The sequence below is a fragment of the Bradyrhizobium sp. LM2.9 genome, from assembly GCF_054056555.1.
The window spans coordinates 4,430,265-4,448,843 of sequence record NZ_JBSRYJ010000002.1 but is presented as its reverse complement, the minus strand read 5'-3'; the positions used below and the strand labels follow the sequence as shown (position 1 = coordinate 4,448,843).

Sequence of the window (18,579 nt, the reverse complement as noted above, 5' to 3'; positions counted from 1 at the left end):
GAGCCTTCATCTGGAGACGCTGGACATCAGCATTGGCACCATTTCAGCTTCCCGGGTCGGCTTCATTCAGCACGCCGCCCTGCGTCATCTATGCGAGCGCAACACTCGGGTTGCGGCTGCGCTTTGGCGCGAAACGCTGGTTTACGCGTCGGTATTCCGAGAGTGGATGACCAACATCGGGCAACGCGATGCGCTAAGCCGGGCGGCCCATCTCATGGGCGAGGACGTGGTTCGCATGCGGACGATGGGTCTGGCAAAGGATCACTCCTGCCAAATACCAATGACGCAGGATGATTTGGGGATGCCATGGGATCTCGACCGTTCACGTCAACCGAGTGCTCCAGGAACTGCGTCGGCTAGGCCTAATCAAGCTCGGGAGCGGGAACTTGACGGTTCTAGATTGGGAGCGGCTCAAAGCAGTCGGAGACTTCGCTCCGGGCTACCTTCACTTGCGACGTGCCGAACAAGCGACTGCGTAGCGTTCACCCGTGCTCACAGCATAAGGCGAACGATCGGTTTGCATATTGGCTACTGGCCTGTTTCCGAGCGCGGTGGCGTAGCTTAATTTCAGCAGTAGCCTAGTTTGCTCTGTGCTATTTTCGCGTGCGTCCCGGAACAAGCTGGCCTGAACGTCCATCGACGAAAATGAACGATCCAATCAAGGGGATTGGTCATGGGGATCGAGAGAATGCACTCTCCGAAATACCGGCGGGACCGCGCGGAGGAATTGCGCGCCAAAACAAACAATTGCGCATATGCCGAACGCGGGATGCTCTTCGCACCGCTGCTAAGAGCTACGACGATCTCGCGCGGAGCGCCGAGGAAATTCGACGTACCGCTGAAGCTCGCGTAGTAGCTGAGGAATATGCCGAACGATCAACTCCAGCTACAGCGGAAGCTCCGCGGCCAGATGAATTAACGCTTCGTCAGCGTGCTTCCGCCAAGGGGCATTTGACAGGCGAGGCCCGCACAAGAAGTTGGCCGCTTTCCTCGATCCGCTCCCGCGTTTCAGCGATGGCGGACCTAAGCAGTTCCGCCTCCAGTCGTATCTTCTGCAAAGCTTCCTTGGCTTCGTCGCGGGCGCGGCGTTCATCGTTTTCCATGGCGAGCAGGATCATCTGGATCCCAGCCACGCGCAATATCCCATGATAAAGCCGGCCTTAGTTGGCAGCCCTCGACTTCTGCTCGTGTCCCAACTCCGACGTCCGGTGAAGTGCCGTACTGCGCCCGATATCAGAGCGGAGCGGACCTCATCCGCAACCTGAGTTCAGCGCGGCAAAAAGTATGCGCCCTAGTTCGGCGTTGGGCGCTCCTCTGCTTGCGGGCGGATGCCGAATCTCGCCTAGCCTGGAAGCAGTTCAATTCCGCAGGATTCGGCGCGTCGCCGAGGGCCCTCCGGCCTACCTGCTTCAGCCGGTCTACCGAGGTCTCGCCGTTGCTGGCGGCCTAAGGATCATGGAGGCAACGTGCGTGCGTGCCGAGGTCCCGTACCGAGATACGGCTTCGCACACCTCATCGAAGAAGGCGCGCAAGAGCGCGGTGGTCTGACCATCGAACATTGGAGGTTTCCCAGCCACGGCGCCATTCTGCCTGAACCCACTCAATCTGGGATTCACGCAAGTTACGAAGGACGAAAAATTCTGCGGAATGCCGGCGAGGAAGGAGCGTGGCCCCGCCTTTTTGGGGCTTTTGGGGGTTGGGGCGGAGCCACGCCGGCCGGGCATTTTCGCGGAGCCTAAACCACCAACGAGAACCGCGCCGGTGTCGTTCCTCACGCGGAAGCTGCCGGAATTCCTAATGCACAGGGAGCCTAGGACCTCCGGAAGAACGTCGCAATCGCCCTCACCTCCCAGTCCGATATTACGTCGGGCGCCGCAGCGGACTGTCCGCGCATTTGCGCGCCGACATCTCCGTCGATGCAAAGCTGGATGCAGTAGCCATCGTATTTGATTTCGTGAATCCACTGCGCTCGCGAAGGCGCCTTCACCTTTAGTGTCGGTGAGCGGCTTCCGGCTATGCGGGCTCTTTGCAAAGCCCGATCGATGCCGCAGGGCAGGATGAAGCATCTGCGGCTCGTGGCCGGTAGGATTTACAATCTCCTCAAGAAAGAGGCCGCTTATAGCCCGAACACGCGGCACCTTGAGGACTTCCGGGCGGCGCAGAAACTCGAGGCCTCTCTCGATCATCGAACCGTTGAAGGCCCGACCGTCCAAAGCTGCTTTGATCCACCAAGGCGGCAGAGCACGGGACGGGAGGCTCGTTAAGTGGCCTCCCTCGACGCCCGCACTGTAGCAAGTCTCCTGCGAGAATACGCACAGCGCACCGCCTTGCGTGGCGGCAACCCTACCGGGCAAAAGCCTACGCGCGCGCCGCCGACAGCGTGACGGCCCTGGCCGTTCCTCTCGATGAACTCATCGCTGAAGATCGACTTACCGAAATCCCCGGCGTCGGCGAGGCGATCGCTGACATCATCACCAAGCTTCACAAGAGTGGCACTCATCCGAGCCTAGAGAAACTCCGGAAGGAGATTCCCGAGGGTGTGCTCGAGATGCTCGCCGTGCCCGCAAGGGTCGCCGGACCCGGCCTGCGGCGCGCAATGGAATTCCGAAGGCGGCAGCATGCTTTGCGACGCGTTCGCCGGCTTGACTCTTCTTGAACAAACAGGAAACACAGACTATGCCCGCTGCATCCGAACGGTCCAGGCGTCTTGAGGCCGATCTCGAGTTCGTCGCCGACCAGGCCATCGAAGCCTGCGGAAGGGACGCCCGGGAGGCGGTGAAAGCGCTGCTCGTCACTGTCGACTTCCTCGAGGCCCAAGCCGACGAACTGCGGGCGGCGATATCAAAGGGATATTCGCGCGGGCGCCACGGCGCGCAGCGCGATCGTAAGGAGACCGACTGATGTCCGAGGTTTCCTACTACGTGGCATTTCCGTTCGTTCCTTCCGACGACGGCATCGCAGCCGGCGAAGCCGTCGAGTGCTTCAATCCGAATGCCACCGTGATGAAGGCGGAGGCTTTGTCGCGTAAGCCCGGTTACGTCGGCGCCGTCGCGTTCAGCCGGACGGGAGACCCGTCGAGCGGCGACTTCGGCGACGCGAAGGTGATCCGGAAGTTCGCGACGTGCCCGACCTGAGCGCGCTATGATGCCATTGGTCAGCTTTTCAAGTCATACTCGGTGCGCAGCCGGTCCGCGATCGTTTCGATCATCTCGGAGAGCCTCGCATCTTGCTGTCCGTCCGTCATGATCGCGACCTTCCAGGTGTCCTGATAGGGCACGACCGAAATGGCAATGTCGGTCGGCAACGCGCAGATGTCTTCCATCTCAAGCCTGATCGCCGCTTCGAGTTCTTCGCGCGTTTTTGCCGGCTTTTTCAAGCTGATCTTTCACCGCTCGGAACGGGGCCGCCGCCTTTGGCTATCCGCGCGAGCGCACGTTTTTCAACAGCGGGCCTTTGAGTCTTTGGCTATCCGCTACAGGCGCCGTACTCAAACGGCGGGCGGTGGTCCAACGAGTCAAAGATGTCATCGCGCTATCGTTCCGTTCGTTCGGTGCCTTCGCGAAAACGGGTCAGTCTGGCTGCCTCGACCGTCGAGCAAGTCTGCGCTGCCGGAACGATGTCAGGCGCAGCGCGTGAACCAGCTGGTGAGCAGCAATAGAGTAGTGAATGCCAGCCAGCCCTTCAAACTCCCCTCTGAAGACCTCATGGCAGACGTATGTCTCGGGTAACCGTGACAGGTCTGTACGCTATGGCCGCCGCGAAGCGTTGCGCGGGGGCGATCTGCTCCAACAGAAAATCCTTGCTCCTAGGCATGGCATCATCTTGTTCGGCTCGGCCAATCGACCAATGCGCGACGCGCTGCTTTGTTACACTCTGCTCATTCCGTTCTTCGGCGGGAGCGTGACAGAGCGGGTGTCCTGGTGGCAGAGCGGGTGCCCTGTGGCCCCACCATTGGACACGCTCCTCCACATCTTCAGAGAGGAACGAGCGAGACTGCCCCAGGTTGATCCCACTCATGAGAGGAGACCTCGCATGGCCTATGAAGAACGGGAAACAGGAAATCTGATCGGCAGCGACAAGGTCGAAGGGACGGCCATCTATGGTGCCGACAGTCAGCGCATCGGTTCGATCGAACGGGTGATGATCGATAAGATCAGCGGCAAAGTCGCCTACGCGGTGCTAGGCTTTGGCGGCTTCCTGGGGATCGGAGACGACCATTACCCCCTTCCGTGGCAATCGCTGAAATACGACACCAACCTCGGTGGTTACGTGACGGGGATCAGCGACAGTCAGCTGAGAGGGGCGCCAAAGTACAGCAACGAGAGTAGCTGGAATTGGTCAGACCCATCGGTCGCCCGCTCGGTAGACGATTACTACGCGGGCATTCCGGCTCCGTGAGCTGCAGGGCGGAGGCGATCGCCGGTCGCGCGGCGCCCGCTCGGCCCGGCGACGGAGGTCGACCTCGGCCAGGAAGGTGACGACCCATGGTGACTGTGGCGAACATCTCGCCCAAGCACATCTACCTCGCATGAGGTGCCTTGAATGCCTTCGATCGAGCGCAGCGTATCGTGACCGATCGAAGTGCGCCCATGAACCTTGCGGCGCCCAGCTCTGAATTTTCGGTTTCCATTCAGAATCCCGAATTGCCTGCTTGATAGCCTCGCGAGATAGCGGTGCCAGACGAACGCGCCGGCGTGGGCGTCGCCTTCGACGCCGTGGCCTTCCACCAGCACTAAGCGGTCCAAGATCGGTTTACTGAAGTGGTGCCCGCGATCGGCGGCGACCGCCACCACCGTTCCCCCGAGCGAGAGATCGTGCGCCTGCGGCATCAGGCAGCGCGGGCGAGCGAGCGCCGCTTCTGGCGGAGGTAGCGCGCGTGATCTCCGGAAGCGTCATCGCGTTCAGAACCCGGTCGGCGGGAACTCCGCCCTTGCGGGCCATCTCGACGCCCCAGTGCATCTGGTCGAGTTCGGGAATCGAATGTGCGTCCGGATTGATGCTCATCATGCAGCCGAAGTCGAGCGCCGCCCGGTGCCAGCGCCAATCGAGATCGAGCCGCCATGGGTGGGCATTGATCTCGACGACGACGTCATGCTTGGCGCACGCGCGAAGCACCTTCTCGACATCGATTTCGTAGCCTGGCCGCCGCTGGAGCTGCCGCCCGGTCATGTGGCCGATGATTTGGTGTGAGGATCGGAGATGGCACGAAGCAGCCGCTGCGTCTGCGCCTTGCGGTCGAGTTTGAAGCGGCCATGGATGCTCGCAACCACGAAGTCGAAGCGATCCAGCACGTCATCCGGATAGTCTAAGGACCCGTCGGCCAGTATGTCGGATTCGATGCCTTCTAGAATCCGGAAATCCTTGCCGAAGCGCTTAGTTCAGCCGGTCCGCTTCCCGGTGCTGGTCGGCGATCTCCTCGACCGATAGGCCGCCAGCGTAGTGCGCGGACTTCGAATGATCGGCGACGCCGAAATACTCGAAACCGCGCTGGCGCGTAGCCTTGGCCATGGTCTCCAAGGTCTCGGTGCCGTCGGAAGCATCCGTGTGGCAGTGAAGGATTCCGCGCAGGTCCTGGTCGTTGACGAGCTTCGGCAACTTGCCCTTCAGAGCCAGCTCCAGCTCACCGCGCCCCTCCCGGAGTTCGGGATCGATGAGAGGCAGGCCGAGTGCGCGATAGATCTCGGCCTCGTCGCCCGCGATCAGGGCGCGGCCCTTGTGCAAGCCGGCCATCTCCAACCGCATTCCTTTCTCGGCGACCAATGCCTGGAGCTGCTCAACGTGGGCGGCAGAGCCCGTGGCGAAGAGAAGGGTGGCACCGAAGCGCTTGCGGTCGGACAAGCGGATCTGCAATCCGTCCGATACGGACGTCTTCGATGTTTTAGCGACCTTGGGCGCTTCCGCAACGATCGTGAGGTCGCCGACGAGTTCGCAGCCGCGGCGGAAGTCGCCTGCGATCGTCACGCGCTTGAGCTCGGGCCGGCCTTCCGAAGCGAGTCCTTGGCGTGCGCGAGCAGGGCGGCGGCACGGTCCAGGTGAAGGCGACGCTCTCCGCTTTTCGCGATGGCCAGGTTCTGCAGGATCTTGGTCTGCAGCGCGGCGCCGAGTCCCTTGGCCTTCTTGATGCGGTCGTCCTTGGCGGCGGCCTCCAGCTCGGCGAGCGAGGTGACACCGAGATCCTGGTAGAGACGCAGCACCTTCTCCGGGCGGAGGCAGGGCACGGCGAGCATCTCGAGCACTGCCTCGGGAATCTCTTTCCGTAGTTTTTCGAGGCTCGGGTGAGTGCCCGTCTTGTGAAGCTTGGTGACGATGTCAGCTATGGCATCGCCGACGCCCGGGATTTCCGTAAGCCGGTTTTCGGCGATGAGCACATGCAGCGGAAGGGCGAGCGCTGCCAAGCTATCGGCGGCGCGCGAATAGGCTTTTGCCCGGTAGGGATTGCCTCCACGTAATGCGGTCCGCTGCGCGTATTCGCGAAGCAACGTGGCGACTGTTGGCGTATCGACCTTCGACATTTCTTCTTTTCCGTCGGTCGATACCTACCGAGAGAGCCGCTTGATCATCTTCACTGCGCGGGCCGGACCGCGCCAACCCAGGAATTCGAGCTTCTTGTCATCGAGCACGTTCGTGGCGCGGAAGAACTTCTCCAGCTCCTCGCACGCGCGAGCTGGAAGGTGACGGATGTCCTGCAGATCCGTTTCGAGAGGGGATCGATCAGGTACCGCAAACAGGCGGTCATTTCGCTCCTTCTTGCCTTTGGACTGCTGCTCGACCTCAAGGATACCCACAGGCCTGCATCGAAGAACCACGCCAGGATAGGTCTGCGCATCATGGATCACCAGGACGTCGAGAGGGTCGCCGTCTTCCGCCTCCGTCGATGGGAATGAAGCCCCAGTCGTACGGATAGGTAAGGCCGGCCATCAAAGGCTTCGCGAGCGTGAACACGCGCAGCTTCGGATCAAAGTCGAGTTTGCAGGTGCTACCGCGCGGGGTCTCGATAACGGCGTAGATAAACTGCTCGTCGGCCCAAGTCGGAATCTTCAGGAGGTTCGTCATAAGTCCGCTTCCGCTTCTGGTATTGCTGCCGACGCCGGGACCATCAGCCCGTTTTCTTCTCGCGGCGAACGCCCTTGAATTTTCTCGCCGGCGCCATCTTCTGGTCCATGAACTTCCCGGTCTTCTTGTTGCGCTTCGTCCAGGTGCTCTCGCCCATCGCCTTGGAGCGAAGCTGGGTGCGCTTGCGCACGGCGCCTTTGCGGGCGTTGTCGCCGGTGGGCTTGTTCGTCGCCATGTCGGATCCTCTTCAGGTAAATTGCTTGAGGATTAACGGCAGGCGACGAATGGGGTTCCGCCAGCGGCCGGCCGGTCCATTGCGGCGTGGAACGCAGCGAATTTGTAGTCTTGGCTAATGATCCCTTCGCGGACCGCTTCGACCTTCCGACAAGAGCCGTCCGAACACCACTGAGTTGCAAGCGGAGTGGCCGCCAAGCGCGCCGGAAGGAGAAGAGACATGCTGGGAGCAAGGATCCGGTAGCACCCGCAGCGCCCGGTGCTCGGCGGCGGCCGGCATACCGCTTCCCATTGTCTCCGAGGGACAGCCTGCATCGGTGACTGGGGCCAATTTGGGCATCGGCAAGGCCGTCGCCCTTGCGCTCGCCGCATCGACTCGGACGTCGCCATCAACTACGTCTTCGCCCCGACGGCGGCAGAGGAAGTGGCTCACGCTGTCGAAGCTGCCGATCGGCGGGCGATCACGGACCGGGCCGACGTCAGCAACGAAGAAGAAGTGCAATCAATGTTCGGGCGAGTCATCGCTCATTTCGGAACGCCGCTGCGGCTCGCTCCGGCCTCAGTACCCTTGCAGAAGTGCGCCTGCTATGCAGCCACAAAGCGAGTCGGTAAATTGGTGAAGCCGGACCAGGCAAACGGCACTGCGACGCCGCACAAAATTGCCATCGGAAAGAATGCTGCCGCTCCATACCTGGCATTGAGCATTCCTGATAACAGCGTCAGTGCGGCAGTTACCAGACCCGAACCGAAGGCATAGACAGCTGGGGCGGTTGCGGCTAGTCCGACTGGAATAAGACTCCCCATGATGCGCATGCAAACAAGGTGGAGCAGCGCGAAAGTCAATCCGTGTAGTGGCTGCGGAACCGAGAGGATCAGAACGGAGGTCGTCACGCCCGAAATAGACCAACGTATGATGCCAGCCGCGGCTGCTAGGGCAGCCGCACCACGCACGCCCATCCGCCTGAGTAATCCGGGACCGATTAGAAAAAATACGATGACTTCCGCGGCTACCGCCTCTGACCATAACAGACTTATGGCCGATGGCGCTAATCCAACCCTGCTCCACCGGATCACCGCAAATGCGTCCTGCATCGCGTGACTCCCATAGACCAAGGCTGAACCCAAGATCAGAATCCGAAATTGCGGCATGGCAAGAAGTCCAAGCACCCGGACGAAGATAGGGGATGCGCCGGCGCATGGCGCAGATCGAGTAGTGATCTTGGGCACCAATGCGGTTACGCCAGCCGCCACCACAAGCAGGAATGCATTCAGCCAGACGATCGGCGTGAGATCAGTGCGGCGGATCAGTTGTCCGACGGACAACGTACCCAATACGAAAGCCTTCGAGGCTGAACCGCGTATCCAGCCGTATTCAAAGGGTCTCGTCCCTATCTGAGGCTTTGCTGTATTGACTGCCAACGCATCCGCGATTGACGTCGTGGGAGCAAGCGCTGCAGCTTGAACCAAGGCCAGCGAAAGCAGTTGCGAGAAGCTATCGGACGACAACAATGCAGCGGCCGTGCCGGCCGCCACGGCGGCACAGTTGCTAGCACAAGACGCAATGATCCCAAGAAGTCGGCGAACGTTCCGATCGGTCCATTAACGCGTTGCAGCACTGGACACCTGTCCGACGCTCCGCTAGCCGGCCTCATTGAGCACCGGTGCCGCGTCCTCGCGGCATATAGCAACGGAGAAACCCCTCTTCGGTTTCAAGGGGGCGAGCGCGGTCCAATTTGGACCCACCCACTCTTTTCGTGCCGACCGCGGGCAAGAAGCCGGCGAGAGAGTCGGCGGCGAAGAAGTCAGCCGAAAACAGCAGCGGAGGCGGCGTAATCCGGGCTATGACTCGGCCAAGTAGGAGGACGCGATCCAAGCGCCGGTTGCAGCAGATCGGCGGACTTCGCGGGGAAGACGCTACTGTGCGCCCAACATCTGTTCGTAATGTCGAACGTAATCCTGTGCCATCCGTCGCGCAATGAAACGCTCTTCGAATTTTGCGCGGACACGCCGCCGATCTAGTCTTGCGAGCCTTGCCACTGCTTCAACGGCTTGGACTTCATTTTCGACGATGAAACCGGTCACGCCTTCATCAATGACCTCCGGCACTGACCCAGACCGATAGGCAATGACCGGCGTTCCGCAGGCCATGGCTTCGATCATCACCAATCCGAAGGGTTCGGGCCATCTGATCGGGAATAGCAACGCCGCTGCATCCGCGAGGAACGGCTGTTTCGTCTCATCATTCACTTCCCCGACGATCTGGACTTGCTTGCCGTCGATGTGAGGCTCGATGCGCTCTTTGAAATAGCCTGTCTCGGCCCGCGGGATTTTCGCGGCGATGCGCAGCGGGATTCCTGCTGCGCGCGCAATACGAATTGCGTCTTCGGGCCCCTTGTCGGCGCTCAGCCGCCCAAGAAAGGCCAAGTACGATCCGGAGATAAACGAAGCGCGGAACTGCCCGATGGGTAAGCCGTGATATACCGTCCCGCACCAGTTCGCGTTCGCCAGCGGAACGCGTTGATCATCGGAAATTGAGACAAGACACGCACCCGGAAATGCGTCGAGCAGTGCCGGCAACCCTGGCAGATCCAGCCGACCATGCATCGTCGTTACGAAGGGGACACCCAACCGGCTGAGCAATGGCAGATGTAGCCAGTCGATGTGGGCGTGAATCACCTCGAATTCATGAGCGCGACGGGATATTGCCTCCAACAGAACAGCCATAGCTGCATTTGGGTCTGTCCGCGGTCGCCCAAGGCGAAGCGCACGTGGCCAAACCGGATGAAGCGCAGCGTGTGTCTTCGAGTCTCCGCTCGCAAAGAGCGTGACCTCGTGCCCAAGCTCGACCAGTGCATCGGCGAGCCACGCGACGACTCTTTCCGTGCCGCCATAGAGTTTCGGCGGAACGCTCTCAGCCAAAGGGGCAATCTGGGCTATCCTCATTGAGATCTTCCAAAGAAGCTGAAGCCTCCGTCCCTTCTTCGTTGCGGCTGGGCGAACCGCGGCGAGACATAGGCGCGCCATTGAGGCGATGGGCCATTTTGTTCGTCGACTGCACAAACCTAATCAACCCGAAACCAGCGATAGCGCGTAGCCATCAAGTTCAACTGCAGCATCCGTGGTCGGCTTCGATGAATAAATTCGGTTGCCAAATACATCGGTCAGCTTCCGTCCCTTTGGAAGATCGTTGACGAGTGTACTGCATTCCACCTGCGATAGATTGTGCAGTATGAGCACCGCCCGGCCCTCCCAGACAAAATGCTGGATCAGGACGGAGGGGCAATCACTTTGGGGAAGGGTCCACTCGCCCCAGCCGATTTCTGCACAAGACTGGCGCATCTCGACCAGCCGACGCATCCAGTTGAATAGCGAATCCGGATCACGCTGCTGGGCGATGGCATTTACCTTGGCTGGACCGTATTCGCCGTCGCGGATCATGTGATGCAGCAACCGATGCTTGGGTAGCGAGGAGAATCCGCCGTTCTCCTCGTCGCTCCATTGCATGCACGTGCGCACGGGCCATCGCTCGGGAAGCGCGAGATCGTCACCCATCCCCAACTCGTCCCCGTAGTAGATGACCGGAGTGCCAGAGGAAGGCTAAAGAGCAGGCTGAATGCAAGCTCAATGCGGCGGCGATCATTTCCCAGCATGCCTGCGAGTCGGCGACGAATTCCGCGTCCGTAGAGTTGCATTTTGGGAGTGGACGCGAACGCAGCGTAGACTTCTTCGCGCTCTTCGGACGTCAAACGTCCGAGGTCCAACTCATCATGGTTGCGCAGGAACTGGGCCCATTGTGCGAATTGCGGCAATCCAGGCAGCGCGGTCAGACAGCGCTGCAACGGTTCCGCGCTTTCGCGCGCAAGTGCAAGAAATAGGTGCTGGTTCAACAGGAACGCGAACAAAAGATGGATGCGCGATCCATCGCCGAAATAGTGCTCAAGCTCTGCAGGAAGAACATTGGCCTCCGCCAACAAGACGGCGTCACCTTTGCGCCAGGATAGGAAATCGCGAAGCTCCCCAAAATATTCGTATCGGCGCGTCGTCGGACGATCCGGACGTATTTCCTCAACCACGAACGGGGCGGCATCGATGCGGAATCCGGACACGCCAAGTTCAAGCCAGAAGCCACAAATCTTGAAGATCTCTTCGCGGACCGCAGCGCAGCCAATGTTTAGATCAGGCTGATGCTGGTAAAATCGGTGATAATACCATGCCTGCGCACAGAGATCGTAGGTCCACACGCTCAACTGAAAGCCGGGAAAAACAACGCCATCCGTGCTGTTTTCTGGCTCGGTGTCAGACCAAACGTAGTATTCGCGAAACGGCGATGACGGATCGGCGCGGGCCTGCTGAAACCAGGGGTGTCGTTCTGAAGTATGGTTGATGGGGAGATCGACAATCAGCCTCAATCCCCGAAGCCTCGCCTGGTGACTGAATTCGACGAAGTCGCCCAGGGTGCCGAGTGCTGGAGCGACGTTGTAGTAGTCGGTCACATCATAGCCGTGGTCCAGCCCGGGGCTCGGATAGAAAGGGAGTAACCACAGACAGTTTACGCCAAGCTGCGCAATATGATCGAGCTGCCCGGCCAGGCCCTTGAAATCGCCGATGCCGTCTCCGTTGCCATCCTTGTAGGTGGCGACGTTGAGGCTATAAATCACGGCATTTTTGTACCAAAGATCGAGCATTCTCTAAGATCCGAACGGGTGACGACGCACTACTCATTGCTGGTGGCTGCCGCGTCCGATCCCGCTAAGATCCAGCCCATGCAGTAGGGCCAAGGCCCGACGGCTTCTTCAACGCCGGGAAGTCTTAGAAGTTGCTTTGCGACCGTGTCCCGCATCGCCCGCATTTGTGCCTTGGCCAAAGGGTGGCCTTGCGTTTCGGTGATTGGTCCAAGGCTCGATTCCAAATGCTGTGGACGGGAAATAATGGCAATTCGGCGGAATTCACTCGACAAACCGTCTTGGGCGTTCTTGGAGGAGCCCCGGTAGCTGAGGCCACGCCAGCAGGCGGCTCCCCGGATCGAACTATCGCCGCGCCCCGAGCCAACTAGAATTGACGGTGACGGTCTGGGGCTGCGACCCAGGCGGCGTATTCGTTGTCGGTTTCGCTCGCTTCGGCTCAAGGACGAAGTCCCTCCTGGGGCGAGGTCATACACCTCGATTAAGCGCAGCGGTTGCTCCAACACCGCACTGCGTAGATGTCCTCGAGTTTCATGGCGCCCTTGATCACAGTCGGCGACGACGCGGTCCAGCAGCGTGTGGTCGAATCCACGCCCGATTCTTGCGTCGTGGCGGATCGCCATCTCTATCGTGTCGACCAGGGACGACATGCTGGACGTGGGAAGTCCAGTAGCGGGGATGCTTGAGATCGCGACCCCACCGGCGTGGCGTGGAGCTGGATCCGGACCTCGGTATCGTGGACGGCGGCATATTCCGCCTCGACCAGCTCGGCGGCGGGGACGATGTCGGTGGCGCCTATCCGCAAGCCGATTTCGGTGACGTTCGCAATGGGTTTCCCGCAGCATCGCAAAGGCGGCATCGGTGAGTTGGATGGGTCGGTCTAGCCGTCATGGGAAGGGGCTAGAATTGACCCGGAGGTATGGCCTGGAGCCGCCGCGGGCGAAGGGACCGTCCAAATCTCGTCCACGGAGTTCGCGTTGATGCTGCGTTTGAACATCGCGTCCAATACGTCGAAGCTCAATGCCTTGAGCTGGCTGTTGAGATCGGCCGGAACGTCGACGGGAAATTTGCTGCGGAGCGTCTCGGCGATGACGGTGATCAGCCTGTCGGCCTCGGCGCGGACGCGGTCGAAGGTCTCCTTCAGTAGCGAGCTATCATCGAAGTTAACGCCGATCAGTGGCCGCTTGGGTGCTCATGCATGATGGGGGTCCATCCGTCGAGCAACAGGCCGTCCCAAGCCACGACGCCTTCATGCCAGATCGCCCCGTACTCGCGAAATATCGATGCCCATTTGTGGATTCCATTCAAAGATGTGGTCATTGACTTTGTCGTGGACCCGACAGGGCATATCGGGATTGAACGTATCCATCGGATTCATGCAGTATGTCCGGGGTCGACGTCCTTCGGCGTCTTCTTCTCCCGCTGAGGCGTCATCTTCGCCGGGCTTTCCTTTCCAGGCACGCCGCGGGGACCGAGCTCGTCGCGCTGGATGTCATCTTCGGAGCGCTCGGGCTCCACGCCATTCATCGGCTCGTCAGGCATCATTCCATCCTTGCCTTGTCCTTCAGGTCGCGGATTCGGATCTCGGCCTCCTCATTCGAGGTGACGATCTCCGATTCATCCGACACCCGCGCTATCGCGGAGAGCCTTTTGAGTTCGGCGAGTTGTTCTGCGCTGGGCTTTTCCATGTTTGAATCCTCGACCGCCTGCACGACGGCTTCGTCGTCGAGCACGTCCAGCAGTTGGTTGTTGGTTTGGTCGCAATCTCTGCGGCCGGGCTCGACATGACGGGCCAGTATGTCCTGAGCCTCTTGCTCCGCCTTCAGCACTCGCTTGTCCGGTTTCATCGCCGGTACTCCAGATACTCGGAAGGCAAACGCCCCTATGAACGGCGGGTTCCTTTGCTCAGGCCCTTGAACGAACTCGCCCGCAGAAGGTTTTCGGAGGTGATGTCGCGGTACTCGATGTCTGCGTAGAACTTGGGTTCGACCCAGGTGTCCTTGGGCTTCCTGATGGTTTTCGTCAGCTTCTGCTTTGGGCTCACTACGGTGTCGAGCGCCTTGCGATCTGCGCAGACGTGGTCCGGCTCCATCCCGTGCCGACCTTGCCCATGTAGACCAAGTCCTTCCCTTCCTTCTTACCCAAATAGAGGGCGGCCACGCCCGACGGGTCCTTCATGAAGCCGACCACGGGAATTTGCCCTTCTGAACGACCTTGATCTTTTGCCAGGCCTCAACCCACTCCGACCGGTATGGGGCGTCCACACGCTTGGAAACGATGCCCTCGTAGTTCAACTTGCCGGCGGCGGCGAAAAGCGCCTGACCGTCTCCTTCGTGGTGCTCGCTATAGAAGACAGGCTCATTGAGCTCGTGCTCCTCGATCAGCTCCTTGAGCAGCTTCTTCCGCTCGATCTGCGGCTCTCCGCGTAAGTCTTTACCGTCGAGCCACAGCAGATCGAACGCGAAGTAGAGGCGGAGCTGGATGCGGTAGCCATCGTATTTGATTTCGTGAATCCACTGCGCGCCCCGAAGGCGCCTTCATCTTCAGGGTCGCCAATTGGGGGCTGATGAAGCCCGGCATCTGAGGGGCTCCCGGCTCCGGGGCCGATGCCTTGGTACGCTTCGCCACTCACAAAAAAACCCACCGCCAGGTTGGCCGGCGGGCGGTCGACCTTCCATTACCGAGTTCTGGCCCGGCGTCAGTCCGGCGTCGTCTCGGATGCCTGAGTGCTGCTGACGGGGTCAGACGCCGGGAAGCTGTCCTTCAGTCCCTTTTTCCAACTGGTCATCCTTAGCCTTGTCACTCCTGATTTGCTGCTTGGGATTCTGCGCGTGCTTGTCCGGCGGGGCGGGATCAAACTCCTCGGTCATTCTATCCTTGTCCTATCCTGGCGGCAGAGCGGGGCAAAACGCTCCACTGCTGTGCGCTGTTCCTGGCGTCGCCGCGCCGGACCTCGAAGGTTCTGTGGCCCATCACCTCTGTCGTCGATGCTTTAGCAATTTTTGCATATCTTTTTCACGGTCTGGTCGACTTTGCTGTTCTCCTGATCGATCTTGGCGTCACTATCGTGTTGATCAGCGGTCGTCGGCCGACCGATGCCGCCCGCGGCGGCTCCCTGGGTATTAGCGGCAGGCGTTCCCGATGAAGCTGCGGTTCCGGCAGCATTGGTGCCGGGGCTTGCGGCATTCGTGCTGTTTCCTTCGACCGCTCCCTGATTGCGCCCGGATTGAGGGTTGGAAGTGCCGTTGGCGATACCGGTTATCGCATTGGTGGTGCCCGTGGTTGGATTGGTATTTGCATTCGGGGCAGTAGCCGACGGGCTTGCCGCCCCGCCCGAGGTCGCAGCGCCTGCGGCTCCTGCAGCGGACGGAGATGCTGCAGTCGAACCCCCTGCACCTGCAGAGGACGACGCACCGCCAGCGCTTCCACCGGCAGATCCGCCGGCACCACCGCCGTTGCCTCCACCGCCTCCGCCCCCACCTTGGGCAAATGCTGCGCAAGGGATGACGAGAGCTAAGACAAGTGCAATGCTGGAGCGTTTCATTGCGCGACTCCTTTAGCGAAGAAGCCACGCTGCTGCGTTTCGTTCCTAGGCATTGGGTCGAGCCGACGCATCCGTTCTCAAGGGAATGTGCGAGGATGTTGGGGGCGCTCTCCCAGCAGGGCCGAGGCCAGCAACCGAACTATAGGGGAGGCCAGGCGTTATCTACATCATGTCAGACGCTTTTGACTACTTCCGGGCCTACGCTATCCGAGCTCTTTGCACGGCCCGGTCGATGCCGCACGGCAGGATGAAACATCTGCAGCTGCTGGCCGGGCGGATCTATAATCTCCTCAAGAAGGAGGCGGCTTACGGCCCGAACACGCAGCACCTTGAGGACTTCCGCGCTGCGCAGAAGCTCGAGAGATCCCTCGATCGGCGGCCTGGAGATGGCCCACCCTCTCAAAGTCACTTTGCTCAGTCGAGCTGGCCGCGCGCCGGGCGGGAGGTTCGCTAAGTGGCTTCCCTCGACACCCGCACCGTAGCGAGCCTCCTGCGAGAATACGCAAAGCGAACAGCCTTGCGCGGCGGCAATCCCTACCGGGCAAAAGCCTATTCACGGGCCGCGGATAACCTGGCGGCTCTTGCGATCCCTCTCGATGTGCTCGTCGCCGAGGACCGGCTTACGGAAATCCCCGGCGTCGGAGAGGCGATCGGGGACATCATTACCAAGCTCCACAAGACCGGCACTCACCCGAGCCTCGAAAAACTGCGCAAAGGGATTCCCGAGGGTGTGCTCGAAATGCTCGCCGGGCCTGGCCTCCGCCCCGAGAAAGTGCTGCGTCTGTACCGGGATCTCGGCATCGCCTCGCTAACGGAGCTGGAGGCCGCCGCCAAGGACGACCGCATCAAGAAGGCCAAAGGCCCTCGGGGCCGCGTTGAAAACCAAGATCCTGCAGAACCTCGCCATCGCGAAGAGCGGAGAAGACCGCCTCCACCTGCACCGTGCGGCGGCTCTGCTCGCTCACGCGAAGGACTCGATCCGCAAGTCTCAACCCGAGCTGAAGCGCGTCACGATCGCAGGCGAGTTCCGCCGCGGCTGCGAACTCGTCGGCGACCTCGCGATCGTCGCGGAAGCACCCAAGATGGACAAAAGGTCGAAGGCGTCAGCTGCTGACGGATTGCAGATCCGGCTGTCCGATCGAAAGCACTTCGGCGCTACGCTTCTCTTCGCCACCGGCTCGGCCGCTCACATCGAGCAGCTCCAAGCGCTGGCCGCCGAAAAAGGAATGCGGTTGGAGGCGGACGGGTTGCACAAGGGCCGCACGCTGGTCGCCGGCGACGAGTCCGAGATCTACCGCGCCCTCGGCTTGCCCTTCATCGATCCCGAACTCCGGGAGGGGCGGAGCGAGGTCGAGCTGGCGCTGAAAGGCAAGTTGCCGAAGCTCGTCACCGACAAGGACCTGCGCGGAATCCTACACTCCCACACCGACGCGTCCGACGGCACCGAGACCCTGGAGACGATGGCCAAGGCCACCCGCCAGCGTGGCTTCGAATATTTCGGCGTCGCCGATCATTCCAAGTCCACCCACTACGCTGGCGGTCTCTCGGTGGAGGAGATCGCGCAGCAGCACCGGGAAGCCGACCGCCTGAACAAGCGCTTCGGCAAGGATTTCCGGATCCTCAAAGGTATCGAATCCGATATTCTGGCCGACGGATCGCTCGACTATCCGGACGAGGTGCTGGAGCGTTTCGATTTCGTGGTCGCGAGCATCCACGGGCGCTTCAGACTGGACCGCAAGGCGCAGACGCAGCGCTTGCTTCGGGCCATCTCGGATCCTCACACCACGATCATCGGCCACATGACCGGGCGGCAGCTGCAGCGGCGTCCGGGGTACGAAATCGACGTCGAGAAGGTACTGCGGGCATGCGCGAAGCATGAAGTCGCCGTCGAGATCAACGCCCACCCATGGCGGCTCGATCTCGACTGGCGCTGGCACCAGGCGGCCCTCGACTTCGACTGCATGCTGAGCATCAACCCGGACGCTCACTCGATTCCCGAACTCGACCACATGCACTGGGGCGTCCAGATGGCCCGCAAGGGGGGCGTCCCCGCCGACCGCGTCTTGAACGCGATGACACTTCCCGAGATCACGCGCTACTTCCGCCAGAAGCGGCGCTCGCTCGCCCGAGCGGCCTGATGCCGCAGGCGCCCGATCTCTCGCTCGAGGGAGCGGTGGCGGCGGCCGCCGCCGATCGCAGGCACCACTTCAGCAAACCGACCCATGAACGCATAGTCCTGGTGGAAGGCTACGGCGTCGAGGGAGACGCCCATGCCGGCGCGTTCGTCCGACACCGGTATCTCGCCCGTCGCCGGCCTCGCCTAGCCAATCTCCGACAGGTCCACCTGATCCCGTCCGAGCTCTTCGCCTCCCTTCTCGAAGCGGGCTTCAAGGTCGCAGCGGGCGACCTGGGCGAGAACTTCACCACAACCGGCCTGGATCTCGAGCGGATGCCGCTCGGGACCCTTATCGAGCTCGGGCCCTCGACGGTCATAGAGCTGACCGGCCTCCGGACGCCTTGCATCCTCATTGACCGCTTCCGGGCCGGGCTTAAACGACAGATGCTCTCGTCGGCGGAAAAGGGCCCTCCGTTCAAATCCGGGGTGCTGGGCGTGGTGCGGGTCGGCGGGACGGTCGCGGCTGGCGATACCCGCGGGTTCGGCTCCCGTCGTCCTCCTTCGGGGCCTTGCCGGCTTTGTAGGAGCCGTGCACAACGCTTGATGAACGTGTCCTCGATGACCGGCCGGCGGAGCACGCCGTGCGGCGAAGGCAGCTCGAGACCGACCGCGGAAGAACTCTAGTAAGCGAGAGCGAGAATCCTCGTCGGTGCATCGAGCCCCGAGGGTACGTTCTCTAGAATGAAAGGCCTTTCTACACCGCCTCCTGACGATCAAGTCCGACTTTCCAATCTGGGTACGCTAGGCGACGGCGGTCGCGGCCATTCTGGCCGCCGCCTACCTCATCCCGGCCGCCTGCTGCACCTCGTGCTCCAATGGTTGGATCGCCCGACGTCACGCGCGGACACAGAAGCTTTCCAGCGCTCGCGACGTTTGCACAACTGGAGGAA

The 18,579-nt window shown here is 61.1% G+C and carries 18 protein-coding genes and 4 pseudogenes; 8 read left to right on the top strand and 14 right to left on the bottom strand.

Annotated elements, in window-relative coordinates; genetic code table 11:
• Positions 1-290: 290 nt before the first annotated feature.
• Entirely contained in the window at positions 291-479 is a 189-nt protein-coding gene (locus ACVWW3_RS23220) for a helix-turn-helix domain-containing protein (protein WP_456648527.1), read from the top strand.
• A 447-nt stretch (positions 480-926) separates the two neighbouring features.
• Here the strand turns inward: ACVWW3_RS23220 and ACVWW3_RS23215 are convergent, their stop codons facing one another.
• Positions 927-1,133, bottom strand: a complete 207-nt coding sequence (locus ACVWW3_RS23215) for a hypothetical protein (protein ID WP_456648528.1) — start codon at positions 1,131-1,133, stop codon at positions 927-929.
• A 1,131-nt stretch (positions 1,134-2,264) separates the two neighbouring features.
• On the opposite strand from ACVWW3_RS23215, the pseudogene ACVWW3_RS23210 reads away from it, so the two are divergent.
• The 3 genes and pseudogenes from ACVWW3_RS23210 to ACVWW3_RS23200 form a co-directional block, all read left to right on the top strand.
• Positions 2,265-2,563, top strand: a pseudogene (locus ACVWW3_RS23210) (DNA polymerase/3'-5' exonuclease PolX); the annotation flags it as partial.
• A gap of 113 nt (positions 2,564-2,676) precedes the next feature.
• On the top strand, positions 2,677-2,901 hold the full coding sequence (locus ACVWW3_RS23205; RefSeq protein WP_456648529.1) for a hypothetical protein: 225 nt from the start codon (positions 2,677-2,679) through the stop codon (positions 2,899-2,901).
• Positions 2,901-3,134, top strand: a complete 234-nt coding sequence (locus tag ACVWW3_RS23200) for a hypothetical protein (protein WP_456648530.1) — start codon at positions 2,901-2,903, stop codon at positions 3,132-3,134. The genes ACVWW3_RS23205 and ACVWW3_RS23200 overlap by 1 nt, the downstream gene beginning before the upstream one ends.
• Before the next feature lie 20 nt (positions 3,135-3,154).
• Here the strand turns inward: ACVWW3_RS23200 and ACVWW3_RS23195 are convergent, their stop codons facing one another.
• Positions 3,155-3,376, bottom strand: coding sequence for a hypothetical protein (locus tag ACVWW3_RS23195; protein WP_456648531.1), 222 nt, complete (start codon positions 3,374-3,376; stop codon positions 3,155-3,157).
• 656 nt (positions 3,377-4,032) lie between these two features.
• Here ACVWW3_RS23195 and ACVWW3_RS23190 point away from each other — a divergent pair.
• Positions 4,033-4,398, top strand: coding sequence for a PRC-barrel domain-containing protein (locus ACVWW3_RS23190; protein WP_456648532.1), 366 nt, complete (start codon positions 4,033-4,035; stop codon positions 4,396-4,398).
• A 430-nt stretch (positions 4,399-4,828) separates the two neighbouring features.
• Here the strand turns inward: ACVWW3_RS23190 and ACVWW3_RS23185 are convergent.
• The 7 genes and pseudogenes from ACVWW3_RS23185 to ACVWW3_RS23155 all read right to left on the bottom strand — a co-directional run bounded on the left by ACVWW3_RS23185 (position 4,829) and on the right by ACVWW3_RS23155 (position 11,972).
• A pseudogene (locus ACVWW3_RS23185) lies at positions 4,829-6,512 on the bottom strand (PHP domain-containing protein).
• Positions 6,513-6,536: 24 nt separating this feature from the next.
• Positions 6,537-6,836 carry an inorganic diphosphatase gene (locus tag ACVWW3_RS23180; protein ID WP_456672142.1) on the bottom strand — a complete coding sequence of 100 codons (300 nt, stop codon included), beginning with the start codon at positions 6,834-6,836 and terminating at the stop codon, positions 6,537-6,539.
• Positions 6,826-7,053: an inorganic diphosphatase gene (locus ACVWW3_RS23175; protein ID WP_456672141.1), complete on the bottom strand. Its 228-nt coding sequence runs from the start codon at positions 7,051-7,053 to the stop codon at positions 6,826-6,828. The genes ACVWW3_RS23180 and ACVWW3_RS23175 overlap by 11 nt, the downstream gene beginning before the upstream one ends.
• Positions 7,054-7,096: 43 nt before the next feature.
• Positions 7,097-7,288 (bottom strand): hypothetical protein, encoded by a 192-nt coding sequence (locus tag ACVWW3_RS23170; RefSeq protein WP_456648533.1) that lies wholly within the window; start codon positions 7,286-7,288, stop codon positions 7,097-7,099.
• Positions 7,289-7,872: 584 nt separating this feature from the next.
• Positions 7,873-8,820 (bottom strand): MFS transporter, encoded by a 948-nt coding sequence (locus ACVWW3_RS23165; protein ID WP_456648534.1) that lies wholly within the window; start codon positions 8,818-8,820, stop codon positions 7,873-7,875.
• 381 nt (positions 8,821-9,201) lie between these two features.
• Entirely contained in the window at positions 9,202-10,230 is a 1,029-nt protein-coding gene (locus tag ACVWW3_RS23160) for a glycosyltransferase family 4 protein (protein ID WP_456649761.1), read from the bottom strand.
• Positions 10,231-10,349: 119 nt separating this feature from the next.
• Positions 10,350-11,972: pseudogene (locus tag ACVWW3_RS23155) on the bottom strand (alpha-amylase family protein).
• Between the two features lie 974 nt (positions 11,973-12,946).
• On the opposite strand from ACVWW3_RS23155, the gene ACVWW3_RS23150 reads away from it, so the two are divergent.
• Positions 12,947-13,171, top strand: a complete 225-nt coding sequence (locus tag ACVWW3_RS23150; protein ID WP_456648536.1) for a hypothetical protein — start codon at positions 12,947-12,949, stop codon at positions 13,169-13,171.
• 172 nt (positions 13,172-13,343) lie between these two features.
• On the opposite strand, the gene ACVWW3_RS23145 is transcribed toward ACVWW3_RS23150, so the two are convergent.
• The 5 genes from ACVWW3_RS23145 to ACVWW3_RS23125 all read right to left on the bottom strand — a co-directional run bounded on the left by ACVWW3_RS23145 (position 13,344) and on the right by ACVWW3_RS23125 (position 14,839).
• Positions 13,344-13,511 (bottom strand): hypothetical protein, encoded by a 168-nt coding sequence (locus tag ACVWW3_RS23145; protein WP_247446546.1) that lies wholly within the window; start codon positions 13,509-13,511, stop codon positions 13,344-13,346.
• A complete protein-coding gene (locus ACVWW3_RS23140; protein ID WP_456648537.1) occupies positions 13,511-13,816 on the bottom strand; it encodes a hypothetical protein in 306 nt (101 codons plus the stop codon). Before ACVWW3_RS23140 ends, ACVWW3_RS23145 begins: the two co-directional genes overlap by 1 nt.
• A gap of 35 nt (positions 13,817-13,851) precedes the next feature.
• A complete protein-coding gene (locus tag ACVWW3_RS23135) occupies positions 13,852-14,061 on the bottom strand; it encodes an ATP dependent DNA ligase (protein WP_345946937.1) in 210 nt (69 codons plus the stop codon).
• Between the two features lie 82 nt (positions 14,062-14,143).
• A complete protein-coding gene (locus ACVWW3_RS23130) occupies positions 14,144-14,380 on the bottom strand; it encodes a DNA ligase-like domain-containing protein (RefSeq protein WP_345946940.1) in 237 nt (78 codons plus the stop codon).
• A 330-nt stretch (positions 14,381-14,710) separates the two neighbouring features.
• Positions 14,711-14,839 (bottom strand): hypothetical protein, encoded by a 129-nt coding sequence (locus ACVWW3_RS23125; RefSeq protein WP_456648538.1) that lies wholly within the window; start codon positions 14,837-14,839, stop codon positions 14,711-14,713.
• 1,128 nt (positions 14,840-15,967) lie between these two features.
• Between ACVWW3_RS23125 and ACVWW3_RS23120 the strand changes: the two are divergent.
• Positions 15,968-17,651: pseudogene (locus ACVWW3_RS23120) on the top strand (PHP domain-containing protein).
• Positions 17,651-18,313: an MOSC domain-containing protein gene (locus ACVWW3_RS23115; RefSeq protein ID WP_456648540.1), complete on the top strand. Its 663-nt coding sequence runs from the start codon at positions 17,651-17,653 to the stop codon at positions 18,311-18,313. Before ACVWW3_RS23120 ends, ACVWW3_RS23115 begins: the two are co-directional and overlap by 1 nt.
• Positions 18,314-18,579 lie beyond the last annotated feature (266 nt).

Coding starts and splice junctions, on each gene's coding strand:
- ACVWW3_RS23220 (WP_456648527.1), top strand. CDS start 291: ATGATTTGGGGATGCCATGGGATCTCGACCGTTCACGTCAACCGAGTG.
- ACVWW3_RS23190 (WP_456648532.1), top strand. CDS start 4,033: ATGGCCTATGAAGAACGGGAAACAGGAAATCTGATCGGCAGCGACAAG.
- ACVWW3_RS23145 (WP_247446546.1), bottom strand. CDS start 13,511: ATGCCTGACGAGCCGATGAATGGCGTGGAGCCCGAGCGCTCCGAAGAT.
- ACVWW3_RS23135 (WP_345946937.1), bottom strand. CDS start 14,061: ATGGAGCCGGACCACGTCTGCGCAGATCGCAAGGCGCTCGACACCGTA.
- ACVWW3_RS23140 (WP_456648537.1), bottom strand. CDS start 13,816: ATGAAACCGGACAAGCGAGTGCTGAAGGCGGAGCAAGAGGCTCAGGAC.
- ACVWW3_RS23205 (WP_456648529.1), top strand. CDS start 2,677: ATGCCCGCTGCATCCGAACGGTCCAGGCGTCTTGAGGCCGATCTCGAG.
- ACVWW3_RS23170 (WP_456648533.1), bottom strand. CDS start 7,288: ATGGCGACGAACAAGCCCACCGGCGACAACGCCCGCAAAGGCGCCGTG.
- ACVWW3_RS23125 (WP_456648538.1), bottom strand. CDS start 14,839: ATGACCGAGGAGTTTGATCCCGCCCCGCCGGACAAGCACGCGCAGAAT.
- ACVWW3_RS23175 (WP_456672141.1), bottom strand. CDS start 7,053: ATGACGAACCTCCTGAAGATTCCGACTTGGGCCGACGAGCAGTTTATC.
- ACVWW3_RS23160 (WP_456649761.1), bottom strand. CDS start 10,230: ATGAGGATAGCCCAGATTGCCCCTTTGGCTGAGAGCGTTCCGCCGAAA.
- ACVWW3_RS23200 (WP_456648530.1), top strand. CDS start 2,901: ATGTCCGAGGTTTCCTACTACGTGGCATTTCCGTTCGTTCCTTCCGAC.
- ACVWW3_RS23115 (WP_456648540.1), top strand. CDS start 17,651: ATGCCGCAGGCGCCCGATCTCTCGCTCGAGGGAGCGGTGGCGGCGGCC.